26 protein-coding genes are annotated in these 21668 nt (G+C 66.2%); 5 read left to right on the top strand and 21 right to left on the bottom strand.

Features of this window, described 5'->3' with window-relative positions:
- Window positions 1–81: 81 nt before the first annotated feature.
- From FHS79_RS13350 to FHS79_RS13265, 18 genes are all read right to left on the bottom strand, one after another.
- Window positions 82–858 (bottom strand): kinase, encoded by a 777-nt coding sequence (locus FHS79_RS13350; RefSeq protein ID WP_184200966.1) that lies wholly within the window; start codon window positions 856–858, stop codon window positions 82–84.
- Window positions 855–1781 carry a hemolysin family protein gene (locus FHS79_RS13345; RefSeq protein ID WP_341534462.1) on the bottom strand — a complete coding sequence of 309 codons (927 nt, stop codon included), beginning with the start codon at window positions 1779–1781 and terminating at the stop codon, window positions 855–857. Before FHS79_RS13345 ends, FHS79_RS13350 begins: the two co-directional genes overlap by 4 nt.
- Window positions 1782–1789: 8 nt before the next feature.
- On the bottom strand, window positions 1790–2293 hold the full coding sequence (gene ybeY / locus FHS79_RS13340; RefSeq protein ID WP_184200963.1) for an rRNA maturation RNase YbeY: 504 nt from the start codon (window positions 2291–2293) through the stop codon (window positions 1790–1792).
- 3 nt (window positions 2294–2296) lie between these two features.
- Window positions 2297–3328 carry a PhoH family protein gene (locus FHS79_RS13335; protein ID WP_184200960.1) on the bottom strand — a complete coding sequence of 344 codons (1032 nt, stop codon included), beginning with the start codon at window positions 3326–3328 and terminating at the stop codon, window positions 2297–2299.
- Window positions 3328–4707 carry a tRNA (N6-isopentenyl adenosine(37)-C2)-methylthiotransferase MiaB gene (gene miaB / locus FHS79_RS13330; protein WP_184200957.1) on the bottom strand — a complete coding sequence of 460 codons (1380 nt, stop codon included), beginning with the start codon at window positions 4705–4707 and terminating at the stop codon, window positions 3328–3330. The genes FHS79_RS13335 and miaB overlap by 1 nt, the downstream gene beginning before the upstream one ends.
- Before the next feature lie 58 nt (window positions 4708–4765).
- Entirely contained in the window at window positions 4766–5569 is an 804-nt protein-coding gene (locus tag FHS79_RS13325) for a lysophospholipid acyltransferase family protein (RefSeq protein WP_184200954.1), read from the bottom strand.
- A complete protein-coding gene (locus FHS79_RS13320) occupies window positions 5566–5988 on the bottom strand; it encodes a Fur family transcriptional regulator (RefSeq protein ID WP_184201117.1) in 423 nt (140 codons plus the stop codon). The genes FHS79_RS13325 and FHS79_RS13320 overlap by 4 nt, the downstream gene beginning before the upstream one ends.
- A 167-nt stretch (window positions 5989–6155) precedes the next feature.
- Window positions 6156–6611, bottom strand: a complete 456-nt coding sequence (locus tag FHS79_RS13315; protein WP_184200951.1) for a Ros/MucR family transcriptional regulator — start codon at window positions 6609–6611, stop codon at window positions 6156–6158.
- 91 nt (window positions 6612–6702) lie between these two features.
- The gene (locus FHS79_RS13310) at window positions 6703–7197 is read right to left on the bottom strand and encodes a GNAT family N-acetyltransferase (protein WP_184200948.1); all 495 of its coding nucleotides are present in this window, start codon (window positions 7195–7197) and stop codon (window positions 6703–6705) included.
- Between the two features lie 9 nt (window positions 7198–7206).
- Window positions 7207–7860, bottom strand: a complete 654-nt coding sequence (gene tsaB / locus FHS79_RS13305; protein WP_341534461.1) for a tRNA (adenosine(37)-N6)-threonylcarbamoyltransferase complex dimerization subunit type 1 TsaB — start codon at window positions 7858–7860, stop codon at window positions 7207–7209.
- Window positions 7845–8426: a malonic semialdehyde reductase gene (locus tag FHS79_RS13300; RefSeq protein WP_184200945.1), complete on the bottom strand. Its 582-nt coding sequence runs from the start codon at window positions 8424–8426 to the stop codon at window positions 7845–7847. The genes tsaB and FHS79_RS13300 overlap by 16 nt, the downstream gene beginning before the upstream one ends.
- A gap of 1 nt (window position 8427) precedes the next feature.
- Window positions 8428–8988, bottom strand: coding sequence for a NifU family protein (locus FHS79_RS13295; RefSeq protein WP_184200942.1), 561 nt, complete (start codon window positions 8986–8988; stop codon window positions 8428–8430).
- Between the two features lie 85 nt (window positions 8989–9073).
- The gene (locus FHS79_RS13290) at window positions 9074–9538 is read right to left on the bottom strand and encodes a universal stress protein (protein ID WP_184200939.1); all 465 of its coding nucleotides are present in this window, start codon (window positions 9536–9538) and stop codon (window positions 9074–9076) included.
- Between the two features lie 30 nt (window positions 9539–9568).
- On the bottom strand, window positions 9569–10639 hold the full coding sequence (locus FHS79_RS13285) for a CaiB/BaiF CoA transferase family protein (RefSeq protein WP_184200937.1): 1071 nt from the start codon (window positions 10637–10639) through the stop codon (window positions 9569–9571).
- On the bottom strand, window positions 10639–11823 hold the full coding sequence (locus tag FHS79_RS13280) for a CaiB/BaiF CoA transferase family protein (RefSeq protein ID WP_184200934.1): 1185 nt from the start codon (window positions 11821–11823) through the stop codon (window positions 10639–10641). The genes FHS79_RS13285 and FHS79_RS13280 overlap by 1 nt, the downstream gene beginning before the upstream one ends.
- The gene (locus FHS79_RS13275; RefSeq protein WP_184200932.1) at window positions 11820–12512 is read right to left on the bottom strand and encodes a hypothetical protein; all 693 of its coding nucleotides are present in this window, start codon (window positions 12510–12512) and stop codon (window positions 11820–11822) included. Before FHS79_RS13275 ends, FHS79_RS13280 begins: the two co-directional genes overlap by 4 nt.
- 2 nt (window positions 12513–12514) lie before the next feature.
- Window positions 12515–13693: an acyl-CoA dehydrogenase family protein gene (locus FHS79_RS13270; RefSeq protein ID WP_184200929.1), complete on the bottom strand. Its 1179-nt coding sequence runs from the start codon at window positions 13691–13693 to the stop codon at window positions 12515–12517.
- Between the two features lie 5 nt (window positions 13694–13698).
- Window positions 13699–14208 carry a MaoC family dehydratase gene (locus FHS79_RS13265; protein WP_184200926.1) on the bottom strand — a complete coding sequence of 170 codons (510 nt, stop codon included), beginning with the start codon at window positions 14206–14208 and terminating at the stop codon, window positions 13699–13701.
- Window positions 14209–14330: 122 nt separating this feature from the next.
- Here FHS79_RS13265 and FHS79_RS13260 point away from each other — a divergent pair, with 122 nt between their 5' ends.
- Window positions 14331–15233, top strand: a complete 903-nt coding sequence (locus FHS79_RS13260) for a DUF1838 family protein (RefSeq protein WP_184200923.1) — start codon at window positions 14331–14333, stop codon at window positions 15231–15233.
- A 141-nt stretch (window positions 15234–15374) separates the two neighbouring features.
- On the opposite strand, the gene FHS79_RS13255 is transcribed toward FHS79_RS13260, so the two are convergent.
- Window positions 15375–16616 (bottom strand): potassium/proton antiporter, encoded by a 1242-nt coding sequence (locus FHS79_RS13255; RefSeq protein WP_184200920.1) that lies wholly within the window; start codon window positions 16614–16616, stop codon window positions 15375–15377.
- Between the two features lie 105 nt (window positions 16617–16721).
- Between FHS79_RS13255 and FHS79_RS13250 the strand changes: the two genes are divergently transcribed.
- The 3 genes from FHS79_RS13250 to FHS79_RS19200 all read left to right on the top strand — a co-directional run bounded on the left by FHS79_RS13250 (window position 16722) and on the right by FHS79_RS19200 (window position 19450).
- The gene (locus FHS79_RS13250) at window positions 16722–17639 is read left to right on the top strand and encodes a sulfite exporter TauE/SafE family protein (protein ID WP_184200917.1); all 918 of its coding nucleotides are present in this window, start codon (window positions 16722–16724) and stop codon (window positions 17637–17639) included.
- Window positions 17639–18415, top strand: coding sequence for a TIGR02186 family protein (locus tag FHS79_RS13245; protein ID WP_184200914.1), 777 nt, complete (start codon window positions 17639–17641; stop codon window positions 18413–18415). Before FHS79_RS13250 ends, FHS79_RS13245 begins: the two co-directional genes overlap by 1 nt.
- A 162-nt stretch (window positions 18416–18577) precedes the next feature.
- Entirely contained in the window at window positions 18578–19450 is an 873-nt protein-coding gene (locus FHS79_RS19200) for a cold-shock protein (protein ID WP_184200911.1), read from the top strand.
- Between the two features lie 74 nt (window positions 19451–19524).
- Here the strand turns inward: FHS79_RS19200 and FHS79_RS13235 are convergent, their stop codons facing one another.
- Together FHS79_RS13235 and FHS79_RS19195 are read right to left on the bottom strand one after the other, a co-directional pair.
- A complete protein-coding gene (locus FHS79_RS13235; protein ID WP_184201109.1) occupies window positions 19525–19959 on the bottom strand; it encodes a nucleoside deaminase in 435 nt (144 codons plus the stop codon).
- 23 nt (window positions 19960–19982) lie between these two features.
- On the bottom strand, window positions 19983–20543 hold the full coding sequence (locus tag FHS79_RS19195; RefSeq protein WP_184200908.1) for a TetR/AcrR family transcriptional regulator: 561 nt from the start codon (window positions 20541–20543) through the stop codon (window positions 19983–19985).
- 73 nt (window positions 20544–20616) lie between these two features.
- Between FHS79_RS19195 and FHS79_RS13225 the strand changes: the two genes are divergently transcribed.
- Entirely contained in the window at window positions 20617–21495 is an 879-nt protein-coding gene (locus tag FHS79_RS13225; protein WP_207792351.1) for an SDR family NAD(P)-dependent oxidoreductase, read from the top strand.
- Window positions 21496–21668 lie beyond the last annotated feature (173 nt).

The following is a 21668-nucleotide window of genomic DNA, read 5'->3' as shown; positions in this document are numbered from 1 at the left end:
ACACGCCAAGCTTCAGCCCCACAAGGCCCCCCCGTCACAGACTCTGAATACCGGCGCCCTAAGCCAGCGGCTGCGTCCCGGTCAAATGACAATCTGCCTGCGTCCGGCGTCGAGCATGATGGCAAGGTCCGCCGCCGGCGGCGCCGCCAGTATCGCTCGTGTCAGCCGCTCATAATGCATCATGAACCGCGCCAGCGCCGCCGCGTCCATGCTCCCCGCATTGCTCCGTTCCTCCTGCTCGGCGCGCCAGCCGCACACGGTCGGCCAGTCAGGCGCCTGCAGCAGGATCAGCCGGTCGAGCCGCTCCCAAAGAGCAGCATAACGCCCGGCCAGCGATGCTGCGACATGCGCCCGCCACCGGCCGTCACTATCCTCCTCGGCCTCGAGCGCGTTGATCGGCGCCGACCAGTCCGCCAGGGGCCGCGCCCCCACGCACCAGCCCTCGAACAGCACGACCGCCGGCGCCTCCACCACCGGCCAGTCCGCAACCGGCGCCCTGTCGTCCGCCGGCTTGTCGAAGCGCGGCACCGCCACCGAACGGCCGGCCAGCAGCGCATCCAGCACCTCATGCGCCAGGTCGAGGTCATGCGTCCCCGGTGGCCCCCGCGTCGCCAGCAGCGGATGCACCCGTTCCGCCAGCGCCAGCCGGTCGGCGCGTGTCAGATACACATCATCAAGGCCCAGAATGGCAGTCGCCAGCCCGTCGGCCGCCAGCGCCGCGGCAATCCCCGCTGCCACCGTCGATTTGCCCGATCCCTGCGCCCCGCTCAGCCCCACCAGCAGCGGCCGCCCTGCCGCGCGCTGCCACCCGGCAATGCGCGCCGCCAGTTCGGCGGGCAAACCGACGGCAGGGGTCATGCGTGCTGGCGGATCTCGCGCGGCTCCGGCGCATGCAGCCGCAGCCGCTTCACCCGCCGCAGATCGCCGTCGATCACCTCGAAGCGCCAGCCCCCCGGCGCCTCCACGCTCTCGCCGGGTGCCGGCACGCGCCCCGCGAGCATGAATACCATGCCACCCAGCGTATCCACCTCGGCATCGATCTCGGCATCGCCGAACTTCAGCCCCAGCGTCTCTTCCAGCTCGTCGAGCGTCAGCCGCGCATCGGCCTCCCAAAGATCCTCGCCGATCGACTGGATGAGCGCTGCCTCGTCCTCGTCATGCTCGTCCTCGATATCGCCGACAATCTCCTCGACCAGGTCCTCGATCGTCACCAGCCCGTCGGACCCGCCATATTCGTCGATCATGATCGCCATGTGCGTCCGCCCGGCCCGCATCCGCGCCAGCAGATCGACGATCCGCATCGATGCCGGCACGAACAGTACCGGTCGCAACAGCGGCTCGATCGGCTGGTCGGCAAAGCGCGACGACGACACCGCATCGGAAAAGGTCTCGGCGATCAGCGTGTAGATGTCCTTCACATGCGCCATGCCGATGATCTGGTCGCGGTCGCCGCGCCACACCGGCACCCGGCTGTGCCCGGCTTCGCGAATGAAGGCGACAAGTGCCGGAAAACCCTGCGATTCATCGAACATCACCATGTCCGATCGCGGCACCGCGATATCACCCACCCGCCGCTCGCCGAAATGCAGGATGTTCTTGAGCATCGTCCGCTCGACCGCGGTCAGGTCGTCGTCCGAATCGACATCATCGCTGTGCTCGTCGATCGCCTCTTCCAGGCTCTCGCGGAGCGACGTTTCCGGCGCCTGTCCGAGCAGGCGCAGCACCGAGCGCCACAATCGACCCGTAAGGTCGGTGCTACTATCGCCTTCCTGGTCAGCCACGAGCTGCTTCAATCCGCATAGGGGTCGGGCAGGCCCAGCCGCGCGCACGCCTCGCGCTCGAGCGCTTCCATGGCATCAGCCTCACTCTCTCCGGTCTCATGGTCATAGCCTAGCAGGTGCAATGTGCCATGGACAATCAGCGCTTGCGCATAGTGTTCCACCGGCCAACCTTTTTCCGCCGCCTCGCGCGCGCAGGTCTCCGCCGCCAGCACGATGTCGCCCAGCAGCACCTCGCCATCATCGGTGTTCGCCAGCGCCTCGAAGCCGTCGCCATCGATCATCGGAAAGCTCAGCACATTGGTCGGCTTGTCCTTCTGCCGGAACTGCCGGTTGAGCGTGTGCACCTCGGCATCATCGGTCAGCCGCACGCTCGCTTCCACGCAGAAATCCGCCGTCGCCAGCCCTCCGCGCGGCGTCACGTCCAGCCCCGCCGCCACTGCAGCACTCGCCAGCGCCGACCAGTCCGCTTCCCCCCAAAGCGCACTGGCCACCTCGGTTTCGGTCAGCAACATGGCTCACGCATCCTGCGGCGGGCCTTCATAGGCATCGACGATATGCCCCACCAGCGGATGCCGCACCACTTCGCGGCTGCTGAAGCGCAGCGCCGAAATGCCCGGAATGCCGTCGAGCCGCCGCACCGCATCGATCAGCCCCGACGAATTGGGGCCGGGCAGGTCGACCTGGTTCGGGTCCCCGCACACCACCATCCGGCTCTTCTCGCCGAAGCGGGTGAGGAACATCTTCATCTGTAGCGGCGTGGTATTCTGCGCCTCGTCGAGGATGATGAACGCGGACGCCAGTGTCCGCCCGCGCATGAACGCCAGCGGCGCAATCTCGATCTCCCCCGAAGCCAGCCGCCGCTCCACCTGCTCGGCCGGCAGCATGTCATAGAGCGCATCGTAGAGCGGCCGCAGATAAGGGTCGACCTTGTCCTTCATGTCCCCCGGCAAGAACCCCAGCCGTTCGCCAGCCTCGACCGCAGGCCTCGACAGCACCAGCCGGTCGACCGACCCCGAAATCAGCTGGCTCACCGCCTGCGCCACCGCCAGATAGGTCTTGCCCGTCCCCGCCGGCCCGAGCGCGAAGATGATCGAATCGTGTGCCAGCGCCTCGATGTAGCGCACCTGGGTCGGCGAGCGCGCCACGATCGTCTTGCGCCGCGTGCGGATGGCAGCGGTGGTGGATTGCCCGCCATCGGCCGCCGTCAGCCCGTCGAGCGACGGATCGGCGGCAATCGCCACAGCACCCAGCACGTCACCGGCATCGACGCTGCCGCCATGCACCAGCCGCTGATAGAGCGACGCCAGCACATCACGCGCCCGCGCCGCCGCATCGGCCTCGCCCTCGATCTGCACCCGGTTGCCGCGCGCCGAGATATACACCCCGAGCTGGCCTTCGAGCGCGATCAGATTCTGGTCATACTGGCCGAACAGCGGCACCAGCAGCTGCGGCTTGTCGAACTCCACCTCGACGCGCACGCGCTCATTGCCGGCGACGGGGATGCGGGCTGCAGGGCGGGGCGTGGCCGGGCGCGGCTTCTTGCCCATCAGGCAGCGACCGACACGGGTGCAAGCACCCGGGCAGCAACGGAATTCGCAAAGGCATCCACGATTTCGATCTCCACCAGATCGCCGATCCGAGCGCTCGCATGCTCGATGACGGCGGATTGCAGCCAGGGTGTCTTGCCGATCAGCTGGCCAGGCTTGCGGCCCTGCCGTTCCAGCAGGATGGTGGTGATGCGACCGATGCTGGCCGTGTTGAATTTCTGCGCTTCCTCGCCGATCGCGGCCTGCAGCCGCGCCAGCCGCATGTCCTTCACATCCTCGGGCACCTGCTCGCCCATCGTCGCCGCCGGCGTGCCGGGGCGCGGCGAATATTTGAAGCTGTAGGCCTGCGCATAGCCAACCTCATGCACGATGCGCAGCGTGTCCTCGAAATCGGCATCGGTCTCGCCGGGAAAGCCCACGATGAAGTCGCCGGAGATCGCGATGTCCGCCCGCACCGCGCGCAGCGCCGCCAGCGTGGCGAGATAGCTCTCCCGCGTGTGCGCCCGGTTCATAGCCTTCAAAATGCGGCTCGATCCCGATTGCACCGGCAGGTGCAGATACGGCATCAGCTTCGCCACCTCGGCATGCGCGCGCAGCAGCGCTTCGTTCATGTCACGCGGATGCGAGGTGGTGTAGCGCAGCCGCTGCAGCCCCGGCACCGCCGCCACGGCGCGGATCAGCCCGGCAAAATCCATGCCGCCCCCGGAGCGAGAGTCTTCCCACGCATTCACATTCTGCCCGATCAGCGTGATCTCGACAGCCCCCGACGCCACCAGCGCCTCCGCCTCCGCCACAAGTGCCGCCGCCGGCCGCGAAACCTCGGGCCCGCGCGTATAGGGCACCACGCAGAAGGTGCAGAACTTGTCGCAACCTTCCTGGATCGTCAGAAATGCACTCGCCCCCGTCGCCCGGCGTTCCGGCAACTGGCCGAACTTGCTCGCCGCCGGCATGTCGGTGTCGATGACTGCCGGCCCCGCCCCCCGCTCGCGCGCCGCATCGAGCAGCGCCGGCAACCGATGATAGGCCAGCGGCCCGACCACGACATCGACCCCGGGGGCCCGCGCCGCAATCTCGCCGCCCTCGGCCTGCGCCACACAGCCGGCCGCCACGATGATCGGCTTGACCCTGCCGCCATTCAGCGTTCGGGCGCGCTTCTCGATCCGCCCGATGTCGGAAAACAGCTTCTCGGTCGCCTTCTCGCGAATATGGCAGGTGTTGAGCACGATGATATCGGCATCATCGGGGGACTCGGTCGCCCTATGCCCCTGCGCCACCAGCAGATCGGCCATGCGCTCGGAATCATGCACATTCATCTGACAACCGAAGGACTTGACATGAAATCGGGTCGGTTTGTCAGTCACGAGGTGCGCAGTCTCCATTTGAGTCCCCTCAACCCATAGCGCGCAGCACGGCACGGGTCACGCACTTGTATGACAATCAAGAAGATTGCGCCCGCATCAGCCGCCGATAGCCCTGCGTCACCACCGTCTCGCAATGCCGCGCCAGCGCCTTGCGCCCGTCGAAATCACCCGCGCACACCGCTTCGTGGAACAGCAGCTCGGCGCGCACCGCCCCCAGCCCCATGAAGTCCATTGCGTGCGGCATCAGTTCGGTGTCGCCCACCCACGCCAGTTCCGGCAGGTTGCGCCGCGTCACCGGCAGGCCGTTGACGCGGGTATAGGCGATCGTCACCGGCTGGATCAGCAGGTCCTCCACCCCGTCCGCCACCGCGAACAGGCTCGATTTGAACGGCAGCACCGCCACGCCATCGGAGTTGGTGCCTTCCGGAAACAGGATCAGGCTGTCGCCGCGCGCCAGCCGCCCCGAAATGCTGTCGCGCTGCGTTGCCGCATCGAGCCGCCGCCCGCGCTCGACATAGACCGTGCGCCCCATGTCGGCGAGCTTGCCGACCATCCCCCAGCCGCCGACTTCGGACTTGGCGATGAACGCCGCCCCGCGGAGGCGCGCCCCCAGCACCGGAATATCGGACCAGCTCAGATGATTGGCCACGAACAGCACCCGCTTGCGGCGCACCGGGCCGCCATGGCTGACAATGCGGATGCCAAGCGAACGCGCCAGCGCTCGGTGGAAAAGCCAGGGCAGGGCGGTCTGCCGCCCGGGCGCCAGCGGCCGCAGCATCAATTCGGCGGGCACCAGCAGCGAAGCAGTGGTCAGCGCTCCGGCAATTCCCTTGGCGGGGCCGAAGCGCTGGTGGCGACTTCTGCCCGCGGCCGGCGTCATTCCGGCTTGGTCACCGGCACACCGTAAAGCTCCATGCGATGATCGACGAGCCGAAAGCCCAGGCGCGCGGCGATGCGGCTCTGCAGCTCTTCCAGTTCGGCGTCATGAAATTCGACCACGTCGCCGGTCTCGACGTTGATCAGATGGTCGTGGTGCTCGTCCTGCACCATCTCGTAGCGCGAACGGCCGCCCTGAAACTCATGGCGTTCCAGAATGCCCGCCTCCTCGAACAGCTTCACTGTGCGATAGACGGTGGCAATCGAGATGCGTGAGTCGACTGCCGACACCCGGCGGTGCAGCGCCTCGACATCGGGGTGGTCGTCAACTTCGGACAGCACCGCCGCGATCACCCGACGCTGGTCGGTGATCCGCAAGCCCTTCTTGAGGCAAAGGGCCTCGATATCGATGCTACCACCCACTTCACTTCTCCTGCCGCCTGTTGCCGGAACATGCGCATGAACGGAAATAGGCCGGTGTCGGCGCGTGCGCAAGGCAAGCAGCGCCGTTGCCTGCGCGTGCAGGCCATACCATAAGCTTTGCGCACCGCCGACGATGCACGCATCGCCGGCGGTCCACAAAATCGGCCTCAGGCCGGGTTCTTGCGCGGCCGGCCGCGCGGCTTGCCGCCCGGCTTGCTGGTGCGCAGCGTGCCAAGCCCGATCGACTTGGCAAGTGTGCGCCGCTGTTCCGCGTAATTCGGTGCCACCATCGGGTAATCGGACGGAAGACCCCATTTCGTCCGATAATCATCCGGTGTCATGCCATAGCGCGTCATCAGATGTCGCTTGAGCATCTTCAGTTTCTTGCCGTCTTCAAGACAGACAATGAAGTCGGGCTTGATCGAGTTGCGCACCGGCACTGCCGGCTCCTGCTTCGGCGCGGGCGCCGGTTCAGGGCTGCCCAGGCGTGCCAGCGTCGAATAGACGCTCTCAATGACACTCGGCACATCGCCGGGCGCAACGCTGTTATTGGCGAAGTGCGAAGATACGATATCTGCAGTCAGCGCGAGCAATTCGGTATGCAATTGTGGTCCTTCTGACATTGGTCTTTTTCCTCGTGTACGCGGATCCCTCCTCCGCATCTGTGCCATGAGCGTTTGCAATCGCTTTTGCAAGACCGGGAAAGTGCTAACCCTAGTCGATCAGATGCCGCTGCATCGTAATTGCGGCAAAACGTGCACCATCCGAACCGGAATAATAGTTGATGCGTCGGCCGATGTCGAAAAAGCCGCAACCATGATAGAGCTGGCGTGCCGCATGATTATTTTCACGCACTTCCAGAAACATCCGTCCGCATCCCCGGCGCCGACTGTCGAGCAGCGCCTGGTCGACAAGCCCGCGACCGATCCCAAGGCCGCGTGCCAACGGAACAACTGCGACGAGCAACAGTTCCGCCTCGTCGAGCACAGCCCGGCTGAGCGAAAATCCGAGCAACCTCTCCCCCGACCCGTCGGACGGATCGACCGCGCGCCGCGCGAAGTTGCCATCGAGCGACAATCCACCCGCCATCTGCATCGTCGTCCAGGCTTCTCCGAAGCCCGGATCGAAGCTGGCGCGCATCACCGCCATCATCCGGTCTAGGTGGCGATCATCGGCCGGCAGGATCACCGGCGGCGCAAGCGTGCTCATCGCGCCTGATTATGCGCTAAGCGGACCAGGAGCAACCACGTCGGGCGGCCGGGCATAAAGCGCCGCCGGCGCCGCCTGCCGTGCCACGTCGGGAAGCTGCGCCAGCCATCCCATGTCGGGCTGCCCCACATGAACCGCCTCCGTGCCCGGTACCAGCAGCAGCACGCCGGCACCCGCAAAGGGCGCTGCACTCGGCCCAACCTCGTCCGGCGCCAGCAATTGCACGGCATCGGCGCCGAAATCCGCCGCCACCGTCTGCCGCAACAGCTGCCCGCGCCCCGCATCGAGAAGCACCGTCACCGCTTCCAGCCCCGGCTGCAGGGCAAAGGCCTGTGCCGCCACCAGGCTCGCGGCGCTCACGCCGTGCACCGGCACGCCCCAGGCCACGCCCAGTGCTCGCGCCGCCGCCACCCCCAGCCGGATGCCGGTGAAGCTGCCGGGCCCGATATCGACAAAGATCGCATCCGCCCGGCCGCGGTCGGGAAGTGCCGCCACCGCCGGCACCACCGCCTCGGCATGGCCGCGGCCGATGATGCGATGCTCATGCGCCACCAGCCGGCCATCCTCGAAAAGCGCACAGGAAAGCGCTGGCGACGATGTCCCGATTCCCAGAAATCGCCCGGGCCACCGCGGGTGGCTGCCATCGCTCACAGGATGCGGCACGCATCCTCGAAGGCCAGCCGCGGCAGCCGCGGGTGCAGCCCTTCCCCGGTGCCCTTGCCGATCGAGCAGATGAAGTTGGTCTCGACATCGGTGCCCGCCCAGAAGGCGGCATCCACCCCATCCTTGTCGAAGCCCGACATCGGCCCGCAATCCCAGCCCAGGGCCCGCGCCGCCAGAATGAAATAGCCGCCCTGCAGCGACGAATTGCGGAACGCCGTGTCGCGCGCCATCTTCTCGGAGCCGGTGAACCAGCTGCGCGCATCGGTGTGCGGAAACAGCTCGGGCAATTTGTCATAGAATTTCGTGTCGAAGCCGATGATCGCCGTCACCGGTGCCGCCAGGATCTTCGGCCCGTTGCTGCCGCTCGCCAGCGCCGCCAGCTTCGCCCGGGCATCGTCGGATGCCACGAACAGGAACCGCGCCGGCGAGCAATTGGCCGACGTCGGCCCCATCTTCACCAGGTCGTAGAGCGCGCGCAGGTCCGCCTCGTCGACCGCCGTGTCCGCCCAGCCATAGCGTGTGCGGGCCTCGGTGAAGAGCGTGTCGAGTGCGTGCCGGTCGACCATCTCAGGCTTCCACCGCGCGCACTTCGGTCACTTCGGGCACATAATATTTGAGCAGCGACTCGATCCCCATTTTCAGCGTGTAGGTGCTCGAGGGGCAGCCGGCGCACGCGCCCTGCATCTCCAGAAACACCGTCCCGGCCTTGAACCCGCGATAGACGATGTCCCCGCCATCGGCCGCCACCTGCGGCCGGATCCGCGTTTCCAGCAGCATCTGGATCTGCTGGGTGATCTCCGCATCGGCCGGATCGTCATCGATCACCGCCGCCGCCTGCTCCTGCACGAACAGCGGCGCCCCGCTGCTGAAATGATCGACGAGCACGCCCAGCACCTGCGGCTTCATGTCGGCCCAGTCCGCAGACCCTTCGGCCTTGGTCACGCTGATGAAATCCTCACCGAAATACACGCCGCTCACATCGCCGAGCGAGAACAGTGCCTGCGCCAGCGGCGAGGCTTCGGCCGCTTCGGGCGTGCTGAAGTCGGCGCTCCCGCCATCGGTCACTTGTCGGCCCGGCCGGAACATCAGCGTGGCAGGGTTGGGGGTGCGTTCGGTCTCGATAAACATGCGAAGTCTCCAATCGGCCTTTGTCCCGATGTGGCAAGGGGCAGGCGCCAAATCAAGGCAAATCGGAACGAATCAGTCCGGATTGTCAGCTGATCTCGATGATCCGGTCAGCGGTCAGCCCGCCCGGCACGGTGATGATCACGCACGGCAGCTGCCCGATCCGCTCGCCCGAGAAATGCGCGATCAGCGGCCCCGGCGAGCCCTTGGTCGCGGTGGCAAGCACCAGCGCCCTTATCCGCGGCTCGTTCTGGATATAGCCATGGATCGTCGGCCCCGCCTCGCCGCACAGCAGCACCGTCTGCGGCCGCGTGCCCGCCAGTGCCTCCGCCTCATCGGCATAGGCCGCGAGCAGCGCCTCGCCCTCTTCCGCCGCCTCGGCGCGAATGGCCTCCTGCACTGCACCCAGCGGCATGAACTCGGGCTCGCGCATCACATGCAGCAGCGTCACCGACGCATCGACATGGCTGGCGCGCTGTGCCGCGAAGCGCAGCGCCACCCGGCTCTCCTCGGTGCCATCGATGATGACGAGATAGGTTTGCGCGTTCGCCATGGCCGCCAGCCTAACAGCAACTGCGGCGGCTTAACAGCCGGCCAGCGGCGGCGCCGGCGCTGGAACCCAGTCCTCGCCCGCAAAGCTGATCGCGGGGCGAATGTGGTGCGCGCCGTCCGCATCCGCCACGATCAGCCCGGCATGCGTCAGCCCCTCGCCCAGGGATCGCACCGGCGCAAACGCCACATCGCGCCCGGCAAACCACCCCTCCCAAAAGGCCCGCGGCTGCGCTGCAAACGTCTCCGCCAGAAACGCCTTCACCACATCCTGCCCCGGCCCCGCCTCGCCACACGCCGCCTCGACCAGATCCGGCCGCCCGAGCGCCGTCAGCAGCGCCTCCACGAACTTCGGCTCGCGTCCGCACAGCACGACATGCCCGCCATCTGCGCAGCCATACACATTGTAGAACGCCGCCCCCCCCAGCGACCGCTGCCGCGCCGACACCGGGCCGGGGCCGCCGCGTATCGCCTCGCCAACGACATGCGCACTCCAGGGTGCGAGGCTGCCAAGCATCGAGCAGTCGATCGTCGCCCCCTCGCCAGTCCGGGTCCGATCGAACAGCGCCATCAACACCGCCGCCAGCCCCGTCAGCCCCGCCGCCATGTCGGCACTCGGCACGCCGGGCACCACCGGCACCCCATCAGCCCCGTCATTCAGCGCCAGCAGCCCCGCTTCGGCCTGCACCCCCAGGTCATGCGCCGGATGGTCCGCCATCGGCCCCGTCTGCCCGAACGCCGAAATCGAGCAATACACCAGCCGCGGAAACCGGGCCCGCACCGCCTCCGCCCCGAAGCCCAGCCGCCCGATGACGCCGGGCCTGAACCCCTCGACCATCACATCGGCGTCGCCAAGCAGGTCCCACAGCGCCGCCTTGCCCGCTTCCGTCTTCAAATCGAGCGCCACGCTCGTCTTGCCGCGGTTCAAATTCCGGAACCACACCCCATGCCCCGCTTCGAACGGCCCCATCGCCCGCGCCGGATCGCCCGCCGGCGGCTCGACCTTGATCACGCTCGCCCCCTGGTCGGCCATCATGCCCGTCAGCATCGGCCCGGGCAGGAACAGGCTCAGGTCCACCACCCGCACCCCCGACAATTTGCCCATCAGACCGTGCCGCTCGCCTTGAGCGCGGCGGCCTCCTCGGCGCCGATGCCGATCTCGGCCAGGATATCGAGCGTGTCCGCCCCCAGCTTGGGAGCAGCACGGTTCGGCAGCCGCGCGCCATCCTTGCGGATGGGGTTGGCGAGCACCCGCATCGGCCCCTCCGACTGCGGGATCGTCTCCACCATGCCATTGGCGGCAAACCACGGGCTGTCGAGCGCCTCCCCCAACGTATTCACCGCCGCCACCGGCACCTTGCCGCCAAGCACCTCGATCCAGTGCGCGGTCGTCCGGGTGCGCGTCACCGCCTCGATTTCGGCAACAAGCGCGGCGCGGTTCGCGAGCCGCCCGGCGGGCTTGGCAAAGCGCGGATCGACAACAAGCGCCGCAAGCCCGAGCAGCTCCGCCAGCCGCTCCCAGAATTTCGGCAGCTGCGCCATGATGAACACATGGCCATCGGCGGTGGCAATCAACTGCGACGGCACCACCGAAGGATGCGCCGACGCGGTGGTCCGGCCGATGTCATGTCCCTGGTTCAGATACCAATAGGCAGGATAGCTCGTCTGATGCAGCGCCGCGTCGAGCAGGTTGATGTCATAATCCCCCCCAAGCCCCGTCGACCGCGCCCCGATGATCCCCGCCAGCGTCGCGGTGGAAAGCATCGTGCCCGTGATGAAATCGACCATCGAAAGCCCGAACCGCGTCGGCGGCGAATCGGGCGCCCCGGTCAGGTGCATGAAGCCCGCCTCGGCCTGCATCAGATAATCATAGCCCGGCCAGGCCGCGCGCGCATTGTCCCGCCCATAAGCACTCGCATGCACGCACACGATGCCCGGCTTCATGGCACCCAGCGCTGCATAATCGAGCCCGAGCGCCGCCGGCTGGTCCCCGCGCGCATTGTTGGTCACGGCGTCCGCCGTCATCACCAGCCTGTGCAAAATCCGCTGCCCCGCCTCCGACTTCAGGTCGAGCGTCAGGCTGCGCTTGGAAAGGTTGAAGCTCTGGTAGAACAGGCTGTCATCCGCCCCCAGAAAATACGGCCCCGTCGCCCGGCTCGAATCCCCCCCGCGCGGCGGCTCGATCTTGATGACCTCGGCGCCGAGCTGCGCGAGAAACATCGTGCCATAGGGACCAGCGCCATATTGCTCGAGGCTGAGGATGCGCGTGCCGCTGAGGGGGAGGGTCACAAGCTGATCTTTTTCATTAGCTGCAAAGCCTTCTCGCTTCTCACAATATGGAACTTCCGTCCCGAAGAAGGCACTGACGGCAGGAAAACAATTCTAATCTCTTCCTCACGTTCGAAAAAAGCATCTTTTTCAAAAACGCCATCTCGCATTGGCCTATTAGAATAATTTAACTGCCCTTTCTCACGGTAATTCACATTGCGAAAAAAAAACGAGGAAAAAAACCCTGCGGAATCTATCAAAATCTGATAAGCAAAGAGTAAAATGTTATCTATTTCATAAATCTGATCGTAGCCCATTTCGATAAAATGCTCGTTCAACGAACTAACTGAAAGGCAATATAAATAACAGTCGAGATTTGATCGCCGAGTTATGGTATTATTATAAATGATGACATGTCCCGGCGTTTTTGCGATCTCAAGTAAGTTCTTCGCGATCACCGGCATGTGCTCAGATGGCTTTTCACCGTTATCAAAATTTGGTGGATTATCGATTGTCCACCAGTCGCTACCTTCCATTGAGTCGCCGACAGCGGTCTCTAAAGACCGCATATCTCCCAAGCTACGAAATAAAAATGATGCGTCTATGATATACTGCTCGTCGTTTTGATTCACGTATCTATATGCTTTCTTAACAAACCAGCCGGGAGAATAGCCAGTAAAATCAAGTCGAAGATCTAAACTTATAATCATTATTATACCGGGTTCCTTTTCACCCACTGCTTCGCAATGATCATCCGCTGCATCTCGTTCGTCCCCTCGCCGATGCACATCAGCAGCGCGTCGCGATAGTAGCGCTCGATCTCATATTCCTTCGAATAGCTGTAGCCGCCGAAAATGCGCATCGCTTCCTCGGCGTTCTTCACCGCGGCTTCGGACGCGAAATACTTCGCCATCCCCGCTTCCATGTCCACCCGCTCGCCGCGATCATAGGCTTCCGCTGCATCGAGCGTCAGCAGCCGCGCCGCGCGCGCCCGCGTCACCATCTCGCCCAGCTTGAGCTGGATCGCCTGATGCTCGGCAATCGGCTTGCCGAAGGTTTTCCGCACCTGCGCATAATCGGTCGCCAGCCGCAGCGCTCCCTCCGCCAGCCCCACGCCGCGCGCCGCGACATTGATCCGCCCCAGCTCCAGCCCGCCGGTCGCCTGGAAGAAGCCCTGGCCCTCCTCGCCGCCAATCAGCTGGTCCGCCGGCAGCCGGCAATCCTCGAAGATCAGCTCGCCCGAATCGATCGCCTTGTACCCCAGCTTCTCGATCTTCTTGCCGGTCTTGAAGCCCTCATGCCCCTTGTCGGCAATGAACATGCTCATCCCCTGGTAGCGCGGGCTCGCCTCGGGGTTGGTCTTCACCAGCAGCGCAAAGGCATGCCCCTTGATGCCGTTGGAAATCCAGGTCTTGGTGCCGTTGATGACATACTCATCGCCCTCACGCCTCGCAGTGGTGCGGATCGCCTGCAGGTCGGTCCCCGCATCGGGCTCGGTCAGCGCCAACCCGCCCCTGATCTCGCCGCGCGCCATCTTCGGCAACCATTTCGCCTTTTGCGCCGGCGTGCCGAACTTCTCGATCGCCAGCGCCATGATCAGATGGCTGTTGAAAATCCCCGTCGGTGCCATCCAGTAGCTGCTGATCCGCGCCACGATCTTGGCATAGGTCACCGCCGGCAGCCCCAGCCCGCCATAGTCCTCGCCGATGGTGGCCCCGAACAGCCCCAGCGCCACCATCTGGTCCACCGTCTCGGTCGGCCATTTGTCGGCATGGTCATGTTCCATCACCACCGGCCGCAATTCGCGCGCAATCCACTTGTCGATCGCATCGAGCAGCTGCGCCTCGAAATCGGGGTCGATGCCGCGGGTCTGCTTGTAGGCGCTGGCCATGGTCCTCAATCCTCGGTCGGGCCGCAGCCCTGTTTCCAGATCAGCATGGTGCGGAAGAAGTCGCACACCACCACGCCGTCCTGGTTCCTGCCTGTCGTCTTGATCGTCACCAGCCCCTGCTCGGGCCGCGATTTCGAGCAGCGCTTCTCGATCACTTCCGATTCGGCATAGAGCGTATCGCCCGCAAACACCGGCGCCGTCATCCGGATCTCCTTCCACCCCAGGTTCGCCACCGCCTTCTGGCTCACATCGGAAACGCTCATCCCCACCAGCATCGCCACGGTGAGCGGCGAGTTGACCAGCGGCCGCTTGAACTCGGTCTTCGCCGCATAATTGACGTCGAAATGCGAAGGATGCGTGTTCATCGTCAGCAGCGTGAACCACACATTGTCCGCCTCGGTGATCGTCCGCCCCGGCCGATGCTCATACACATCGCCCACCACAAACTGCTCGAAATAGCGGCCATAGGTCTCGCGATACCGCTGCGGGCCGACTTCGATCACTCCAGGACGCATGGCATCTTCCTCTTGACGTCTTCGGCTTGACAGGGGCCTAATTTGTCCGGACAAATCCGCCTGTCAATGTATTGCTTTGGCAAAAGCCGCCGCGCGCGGCACGATCATTCGGGGGATGTGACATGTTGAAGCCGATGCTCGCCACTTTGGCACTCGCAATTGCAATAGCCTCGCCGCTCGCCGCCCAATCGAAAAAGCGCCTCGATCTCGCCAACCCTGCCGATGCGCTCACCGCCTTCCGCAAGGTGCAATGCTCGGTCAAGGACAATGAGCCCGTCGTCTATCACTGGGAAGGCGAGATGTACGCGCGCGTCGAAGGCGAGCCCGACAAGCATCTCTTCAACCTGCAGGGCATGAACATCCGCCAGTGCGTGAGCGTCGAGGACGCGAAGCGCGGCAAGGGCTTCCGCCAGGTCAGCCGCGAGCTGATGTTCTACACCGACACCAAAACCGGCGAAATTGTCCGCCAATGGGCCAACCCCTGGACCGGCAAAACGGTCGAAGTCGTCCATGTCGCCAACGATCCAGTCAACATGCGCGCCCCCATGTTCCCCACCAACGCCGATGGCACCCCCTACAAGCTCAATGCCCGCATCCAGAACGGCCGCGTGTTCATGCCCACCGTGGTGCCGCTCTGGTATCTCAACCCCATGGGCGGCGACTATCAGCCCTATGTCGGCAACCAGTATCACTCGATGGAGATCTTCGATTTCGTCGTCGAAGAGGCTGATCTGCTCGATGCCACAAAGCCCCGCGCCAATCCTTCCGTCGCCTGGGTCCGCCTGAGCCCCTGGCTGCCCTTCATGGAAATGACCGGCCGCGGCGGCGTCCTCGTCTTCAACGCCGTCGGCCAGACGCTCCCGAACGGCATCGCCGGCCTCCCCAAGGTCGTCACCGACGAAATCGCCGCCCGCTACCCCGAATACACCGCCCCCCCGCCAGGCAACGACACCCGCCCCAACGAAACCAGCTGGACCTTCTTCAAGAAACGCATCGACGCCAAAAAGGCCGCCGCGGCGAAATGATCAGCTGAAGGTGCCTCCGGCGGCTGGGGCCTTGGGCCCCAGACCCCATTCTTGGGCCGTCGCTCGATTTGAACTGTCCGGAGCTTGCAAAGGCCAATTCAAGGGGTCCGGGGCCCGAGGCCCCGGCCGCCGGAGGCCCCTTCAAAACCCCTGAGGCACCCGCGGCTTCGGCTCGGGCGCCTCCCCGCCGTTCATCCGCGCAATGCCCAGCCACTCCGCCACGGGCTTCACCGTCGGCCCCTGGATCAGGCTGGACAGCACCACCACGAAGAACACGACGTTGAAGATCGCGAACGCCCCCGGCACGCCGGCCACAATCGGAAAGGTGGCGAGCACGATCGGCACAGCGCCGCGCAGCCCCGCCCAGGACACGAACAGCTTCTCCCGCCAGCCATAGCGGCGAAATGGCGCGAGGCAGAGGAACACGCTGAGCGGCCGCGCCACGAGCATCAGGATGAAGGTGATGGCAACGCCGGGCAGGATCACATCGCCAAGGTTGGTCGGCGTCACCAGCAGCCCGAGCGTCAGGAACATCACCACCTGCGCAAGCCAGGCGATGCCATCCTGAAAAGTGGAGACCATCTTGCGCGCTGCATAGACGCGGTTGCCGGCAACGAGCCCGGCAACATAGGCCGCCAGAAAGCCGTTGCCGCCCGCGGCTTCGGCCAGGCCATAGGCCACAAGCGCACCGGCGATGGGAATCACGAACGCAGTTCCCCCATCGGGGTAGGCCGATCGCTTCAGCAGTTCCGGCATCATCCATCCGGCCGCCACGCCGATCAGCCCGCCCATCGTCATCTGCTGCCCAAAATCCACCGCCATGCCGGTCAGCGGTGCCGCCGGCGCTGCCATCAACAGCAGCACGGCACCCACCAGAAAGATCGCCATCGGATCATTGGTGCCCGATTCGAACTCGATCAGCGCCGGCACATCGCCGTCCACATCGAGGCCCGTCGATCGCAGGATGGCAAACACCGCCGCCGCATCGGTCGATGCCACCACCGCCCCCAGCAATGCCCCCTGCAGCAACGTCATGTCGAAGATCAGCGCTGCTGAAACCGCGATCGTGCCGGCGCTGATGATCACCCCGAAGGTGGCGAGGCAAAGCGCCGGCAGCGCCACCTTGCGCACCGCCTTCCAGTCGGTATCGAGTCCGCCCGAAAACAGGATGAAGATCAGGCACGCAACGCCCACGCTCTGCGTCAGCAGGTAATTGTCGAAGGCAATCCCGCCCGGGCCATCGACGCCGGCAAGCATGCCCAGCCCCAGGAAGCCGATCAGCGCCGGCAGCCCGAACCGGCTCGAAAACGAACCCGCCACGACCGTCGCCAGCAGCAGGATGCCGATCGCAAGCAGGGCAAATTGGGGCGATGGGGCGGGCATGGGGCTTTAGACCGGTGCCACCGCCCCTTTGCAAGGCCGCGGGCACGAAACCCCGTGCCTCATACTTGCCGCATCCGTGCGGCAAGGGCAGATGCAGGCAACCTCATGACTCTCTATCTCCCCATCGCCGAAATGTCGGTCAACTGGCTGGTCATCATCCTGCTGGGCGGCGGCGTGGGCTTTCTGTCGGGCATGTTCGGGGTGGGCGGCGGCTTTCTCACCACGCCGCTGCTCATCTTCTACGGCATCCCCCCCGCCGTCGCCGTCGCCTCCTCGGCCACGCAGATCACCGGCTCGAGCGTCTCGGGCGCACTCGCCTATTGGCAACGCGGCCAGGTCGATCTCAAGATGGGCGGGGTGCTTGTGGCCGGCGGCGTCATCGGCGCCGGGCTCGGCCAGATCGTCTTCACCTGGCTGCAGTCGCTCGGCCAGATCGATGTGTCGATCAACATCATCTATGTCCTCTTCCTTGGCGTCATCGGCGCGCTGATGCTCAAGGAGGCGCTCGGCGCGCTCTTGGCCGCCCGCTCGCCCACACCCGGCCCGCCCCGCCGCCGCGGCCATGTTCCCTGGATCGCCGCCCTTCCGGGCCGCACCCGCTTCTACAAGTCCGGCCTCTACATCTCGCCGCTCGCCCCGCTGGCACTCGGCGTCGTGGTCGGCATCCTCACCGTCATCATGGGCATCGGCGGCGGCTTCATCATGGTCCCCGCCATGCTCTACCTGCTCGGGATGTCCGCCTCGAGCGTCGTCGGCACCTCGCTCTTCCAGATCATCTTCGTCACCGGTGCGGCCACGCTCCTCCATGCCACCAGCTCGCGCTCTGTCGATATCGTGCTGGCGCTGCTGCTCCTCGTCGGCGGCGTCGCCGGCGCGCAGGTCGGCGTGCGTGCTGCCCAGAAGCTCAGCCCGGAAAAACTCCGCCTCGCCCTTGCCCTGCTCGTGCTCGGCGTCGCCATCCGCCTGCTGTTCGGCCTCACCGTGCAACCCGCCGATGTCTTCACCCTGCAGGAAGCCGGCTGATGCGGGCCCTTCTGCTCCTGCTGCTCCTGCTCGCCGCACCAGCACAAGCGCAAACGAGCCGCAATCCCCAAAGAAACCCCGGCCTCATCAGCGAGCTCAGCCAGGCACGCATCGACATCAACACCACCTTCAGGGGCGTCGAGCTGCTCGTCTTCGGCGCTATCCAGTATCCCGGCGGCCGCGTCCCCGATACCGCCCCCGATGTCGCGATCGTCGTCCGCGGCCCCGCCGAGCCCGTCACCGTGCGCAAGAAGGGCAGGGTGGCGGGCATCTGGGTCAACACCGATGCCGTCCGCTTCGAAAGCGTCCCCGGCTTCTACGCCGTCGCCACCACCAGGCCCATCGCCGACCTTGCCGACGACCGGGTGATGGCAATCTACGAGCTTGGCGTCGGCAGCCTCCAGCTTTCCCCGGCATCGGGCGAGAGCGAAGCCGAGCGCGCCGAATTCGAAGCCGGCCTCATCGCCGTCAAGCGCCGCGCCGGGCTGTTCGCCGAAGATCCCAGCGGCGTCCAGGTCACCGGCCAGGTGCTCTACCAGGCGCGGCTGCAGCTGCCGAGCGCCGTCCCGGTTGGCGAATACTCGGCCGAGATCTTTCTCATCGAGGAGGGCAGGGTGGTCGCCAGCGCCACCATGCCGATCGAAATCGACAAGTCCGGCTTCGAGCGCTGGATCTATCTCATGGCGCAGGAAAACAGCCTGCTCTACGGGCTGGCGGCAGTGTTCGCGGCGCTGGCATCCGGCGGCATCGCCTCGCTCGTCACCCGCCGCCGCTAGGCCAAACAACCGTAAAATATGTCCGCCGAATGTGCATGGCCGAATCAGTGGCGTTCCTGTACGAACATTCACGGAGCAATATCGGTTTCGTTGCATATCACTTCACCGCATCGCCGCCGACGGGCACCAAACTTTGACGAACATGAAAGACGTGGAAAGAAAATGAGCTTTGATAAACGCGGGCGTGGTCCCGGGCGTGGTGGTGTCGACAAGCGCGAGCGCGGGTTCGATCAGTTTGAGAGCGGCTTCGGCGGTGGGGACCGTTTTGGTGGCGGCGATCGTTTCGGCGGCGGTGGTGATCGATTTGGCGGCGGCGGCGGTGATCGCTTCGGCGGCGGCGGCGGTGGTCGCGGCGGCGGTGGCGGCTTCGGCGGCGGCGGCGGTGGCGGCGGTGGTCGCTTCGGCGGCGGCGGTGGTGCCGGCGGCGGCGGCGGCTTCGGCGGACCCCGTGCCCCGCGGGACATGAGCCCCGGCATCAACATCGGCACCGCAACCGGTGTCGTCAAGTTCTTCAACGCCCAGAAGGGCTTCGGCTTCGTCGTCCGCGATGATGGCGGCGAAGACGTGTTCGTGCACATCTCGGCCGTGGAAGCGGCCGGCCTCACCGGCCTCGCCGATGGCCAGCCGATGAGCTTCACCCTCACCGAGCGCAACGGCCGCATCTCCGCGACCGACATTGCCATCGATGGCGAGCCGATGCCGGTCAGCGACCGCCCGGCCCCGCCGCGTGACCGTGATGCCGGTGGCTTCGGCGCCCCCGGTGGTGCTGGCGGTGGTGATCGTCCGCGCCCGATGCGCCGCGATGCCCCCCCGGTCACCGACGGCCAGCGTGTCGAAGGCACCGTGAAGTTCTTCAACAACCAGAAGGGCTTCGGCTTCATCCAGCGTGAAGACGGTGGTGGTGATGCCTTTGTGCACATCTCCGCAGTCGAGCGCGCCGGTCTCAACGGCCTGGCCGAAGGCCAGCGCGTGTCGTTCGAGCTGGAAGAAGATCGTCGCGGCAAGCAGGCAGCGGTGAACATCACCGAGCTGTAAGCTTCGCACGACCTGAACAACAAGGAGCGGCGGGCCGGCAACGGTCTGCCGCTTCTCTGTGTCAGCTCCCAGAATCAGAAACGCAGCCTCATGAAAAAATCCCGCAGCAGCGCCGCCGCCGCTGCTTCGCCCACGCCGCCCACAACCTCGGGCACATGATGCGCCTGGGGATGGCTGAACACCCGCGCCCCGTGCAGCACCCCGCCCGACTTGGGGTCTTCGGCGCCGAACACCAGCCGAGCCACCCGCGCCGCCGCAATCGCCGCCGCACACATGGCGCAGGGCTCGAGCGTCACGAACAGCGAACACCCGGTCAGCCGCTCGCTCCCCACCGCCGCACAGGCGTCGCGAATAACAAGCATCTCGGCATGCGCCGTCGGGTCCGCCCGCTCGCGCGTCCGGTTGCCGGCGCGCGCCAGCACCGTGCCGTCCGGCCCCAGCAGCACCGCCCCCACCGGAACCTCGCCCCGCGCCCCTGCCGCTGCCGCCTCCTCCAGCGCCATCGCCATCGCCTGCGATGCCGGAAACCCGTTCACGCCACGCCCTTCAGCAGCGCGTCCGCCGCCGCCCCGGCCCGCTCCACCAGCGCCTCCGGCCCGCCGGCCAGGTAGCCGTCGATCGCCAGCAGCCCGAAGCCATGCACCAGCGCCCAAAGCGCCTCCGCCGCCGCCGGTCCGGCCCCCATCTCTCGCAGCAACCGCGCCAGGCTCGCCGCCGGCCGCGCCGCCGCCGCCGCCAGCGCCGGATGCGCCCCCCGCTCCGCCATCTCGGGCCCCTTCATCAGCCGGTAAAGTGCAGGATTCTCGATCACGAAGCGCACATAAGCCCGCGATCCCGCCACCAGCGCCGCCCGCGGATCATCCACCCCCTGGGTCGCCGCCATCTTCGCCGCATACAGCCGCTCGAACCCCACCACCGCCACCGCCGCCAGCAGCGCAGTGCGATCGGCAAAGTGATGATACGGCGCCATCGCACTCACCCCCGCCGCCCTCGCCACCCCGCGCAGGCTCAGCGCCGCCAGCCCGTCCCGCTCCAGGATCGTCAGCGCCTCCGCCACCAGCGTGGCGCCCAGGTCGGGGGCCGCAACATTCATCGCCCTTCCTTCGCTTGACGCTGCACTGCCGTCAACATATACACTGTAAGCATACAGTGTAAGGACAATCCCGATGCCCCTCATCGTGATGACCGGCGCCACCACCGGCATCGGCCGCGCCGCCGCCACCATCCTGCTCGCCCGGCCCGGCACCCGCCTCATCGCCGGCGTCCGCACCCCCGGCACCGCACCCGCCGGCGCCCCACCCCTCAGCGCCGAGGAACGCCCGCTCGATCTCGCCAGCCTCGCCAGCGTCAGCACCTTCGCCGCCAGCCTCGCCGGCGAAGCCATCGACACCCTCATCCTCAACGCCGGCACCCAGCACCCCCATGTCGACGCCCGCAGCGCCGATGGCCATGAGCTCACCTTCGCCACCAACCACCTCGCCCACGCCGCCCTGCTCGCAGCACTCGCCCCCCAACTCACCCGCCGCGTCATCCTCACCACCAGCGGCACCCACGATCCCGCCGAGCGCACCGGCCTCCCGCCCCCGCGCCACATCGAAGCCCGCCGCCTCGCCGACCCATCGACCGACCCCGGCCTCGATCCCCGCCCGCTCACCGCCGGCCTGCGCGCCTACACCAGCTCCAAACTCGCCAACCTCATGACCGCCCGTCACTTCGGCCGCCTCCACCCCGCCCTCACCGTCCTCGCCTATGATCCCGGCCTCACCCCCGAAACCGGCCTCGTCCGCCACCAGCACTGGGCCGTCCGCCACCTCGTCTGGCCACTCCTCCCCCTCATCAGCCGCTTCCGCCCCACCATGAACACCCTCACCGCCGCCGCCACCGGCCTCGCCACCCTCGTCGACACCACCCCACCCCCAGGCCGCACCTACGCCTCCCTCCGCCGCGCTGTGCTCACATGGCCCGACCCATCGGTGCTAGCCCGCGACGACGCTGCGGCGGCGACGCTATGGGAGGATTCCATGGCACTTGTCGGACAGGCCTGAATGCCTCCGGCGGCTGGGGCCTCAGGCCCCAGACCCCATTGGGGTCTTGAACGTATAAAATAGAACGACCGCTAACGCCCCGATTGTGTTGAAGAAGTCAGCGTTGTTCGCGGGCCGATAGGGCGATGTGAGCGGTGCGAGCGCGGGCGGTGTCGTTCAGGCCGGCACCGGAT

Source organism: Polymorphobacter multimanifer, assembly GCF_014205635.1.
In the GTDB taxonomy this organism is placed as follows: Bacteria; Pseudomonadota; Alphaproteobacteria; order Sphingomonadales; family Sphingomonadaceae; genus Sandarakinorhabdus; species Sandarakinorhabdus multimanifer.
The sequence above is the reverse complement of the archived record's forward strand: the minus strand, read 5'-3'. Positions and strand labels throughout refer to the sequence as shown.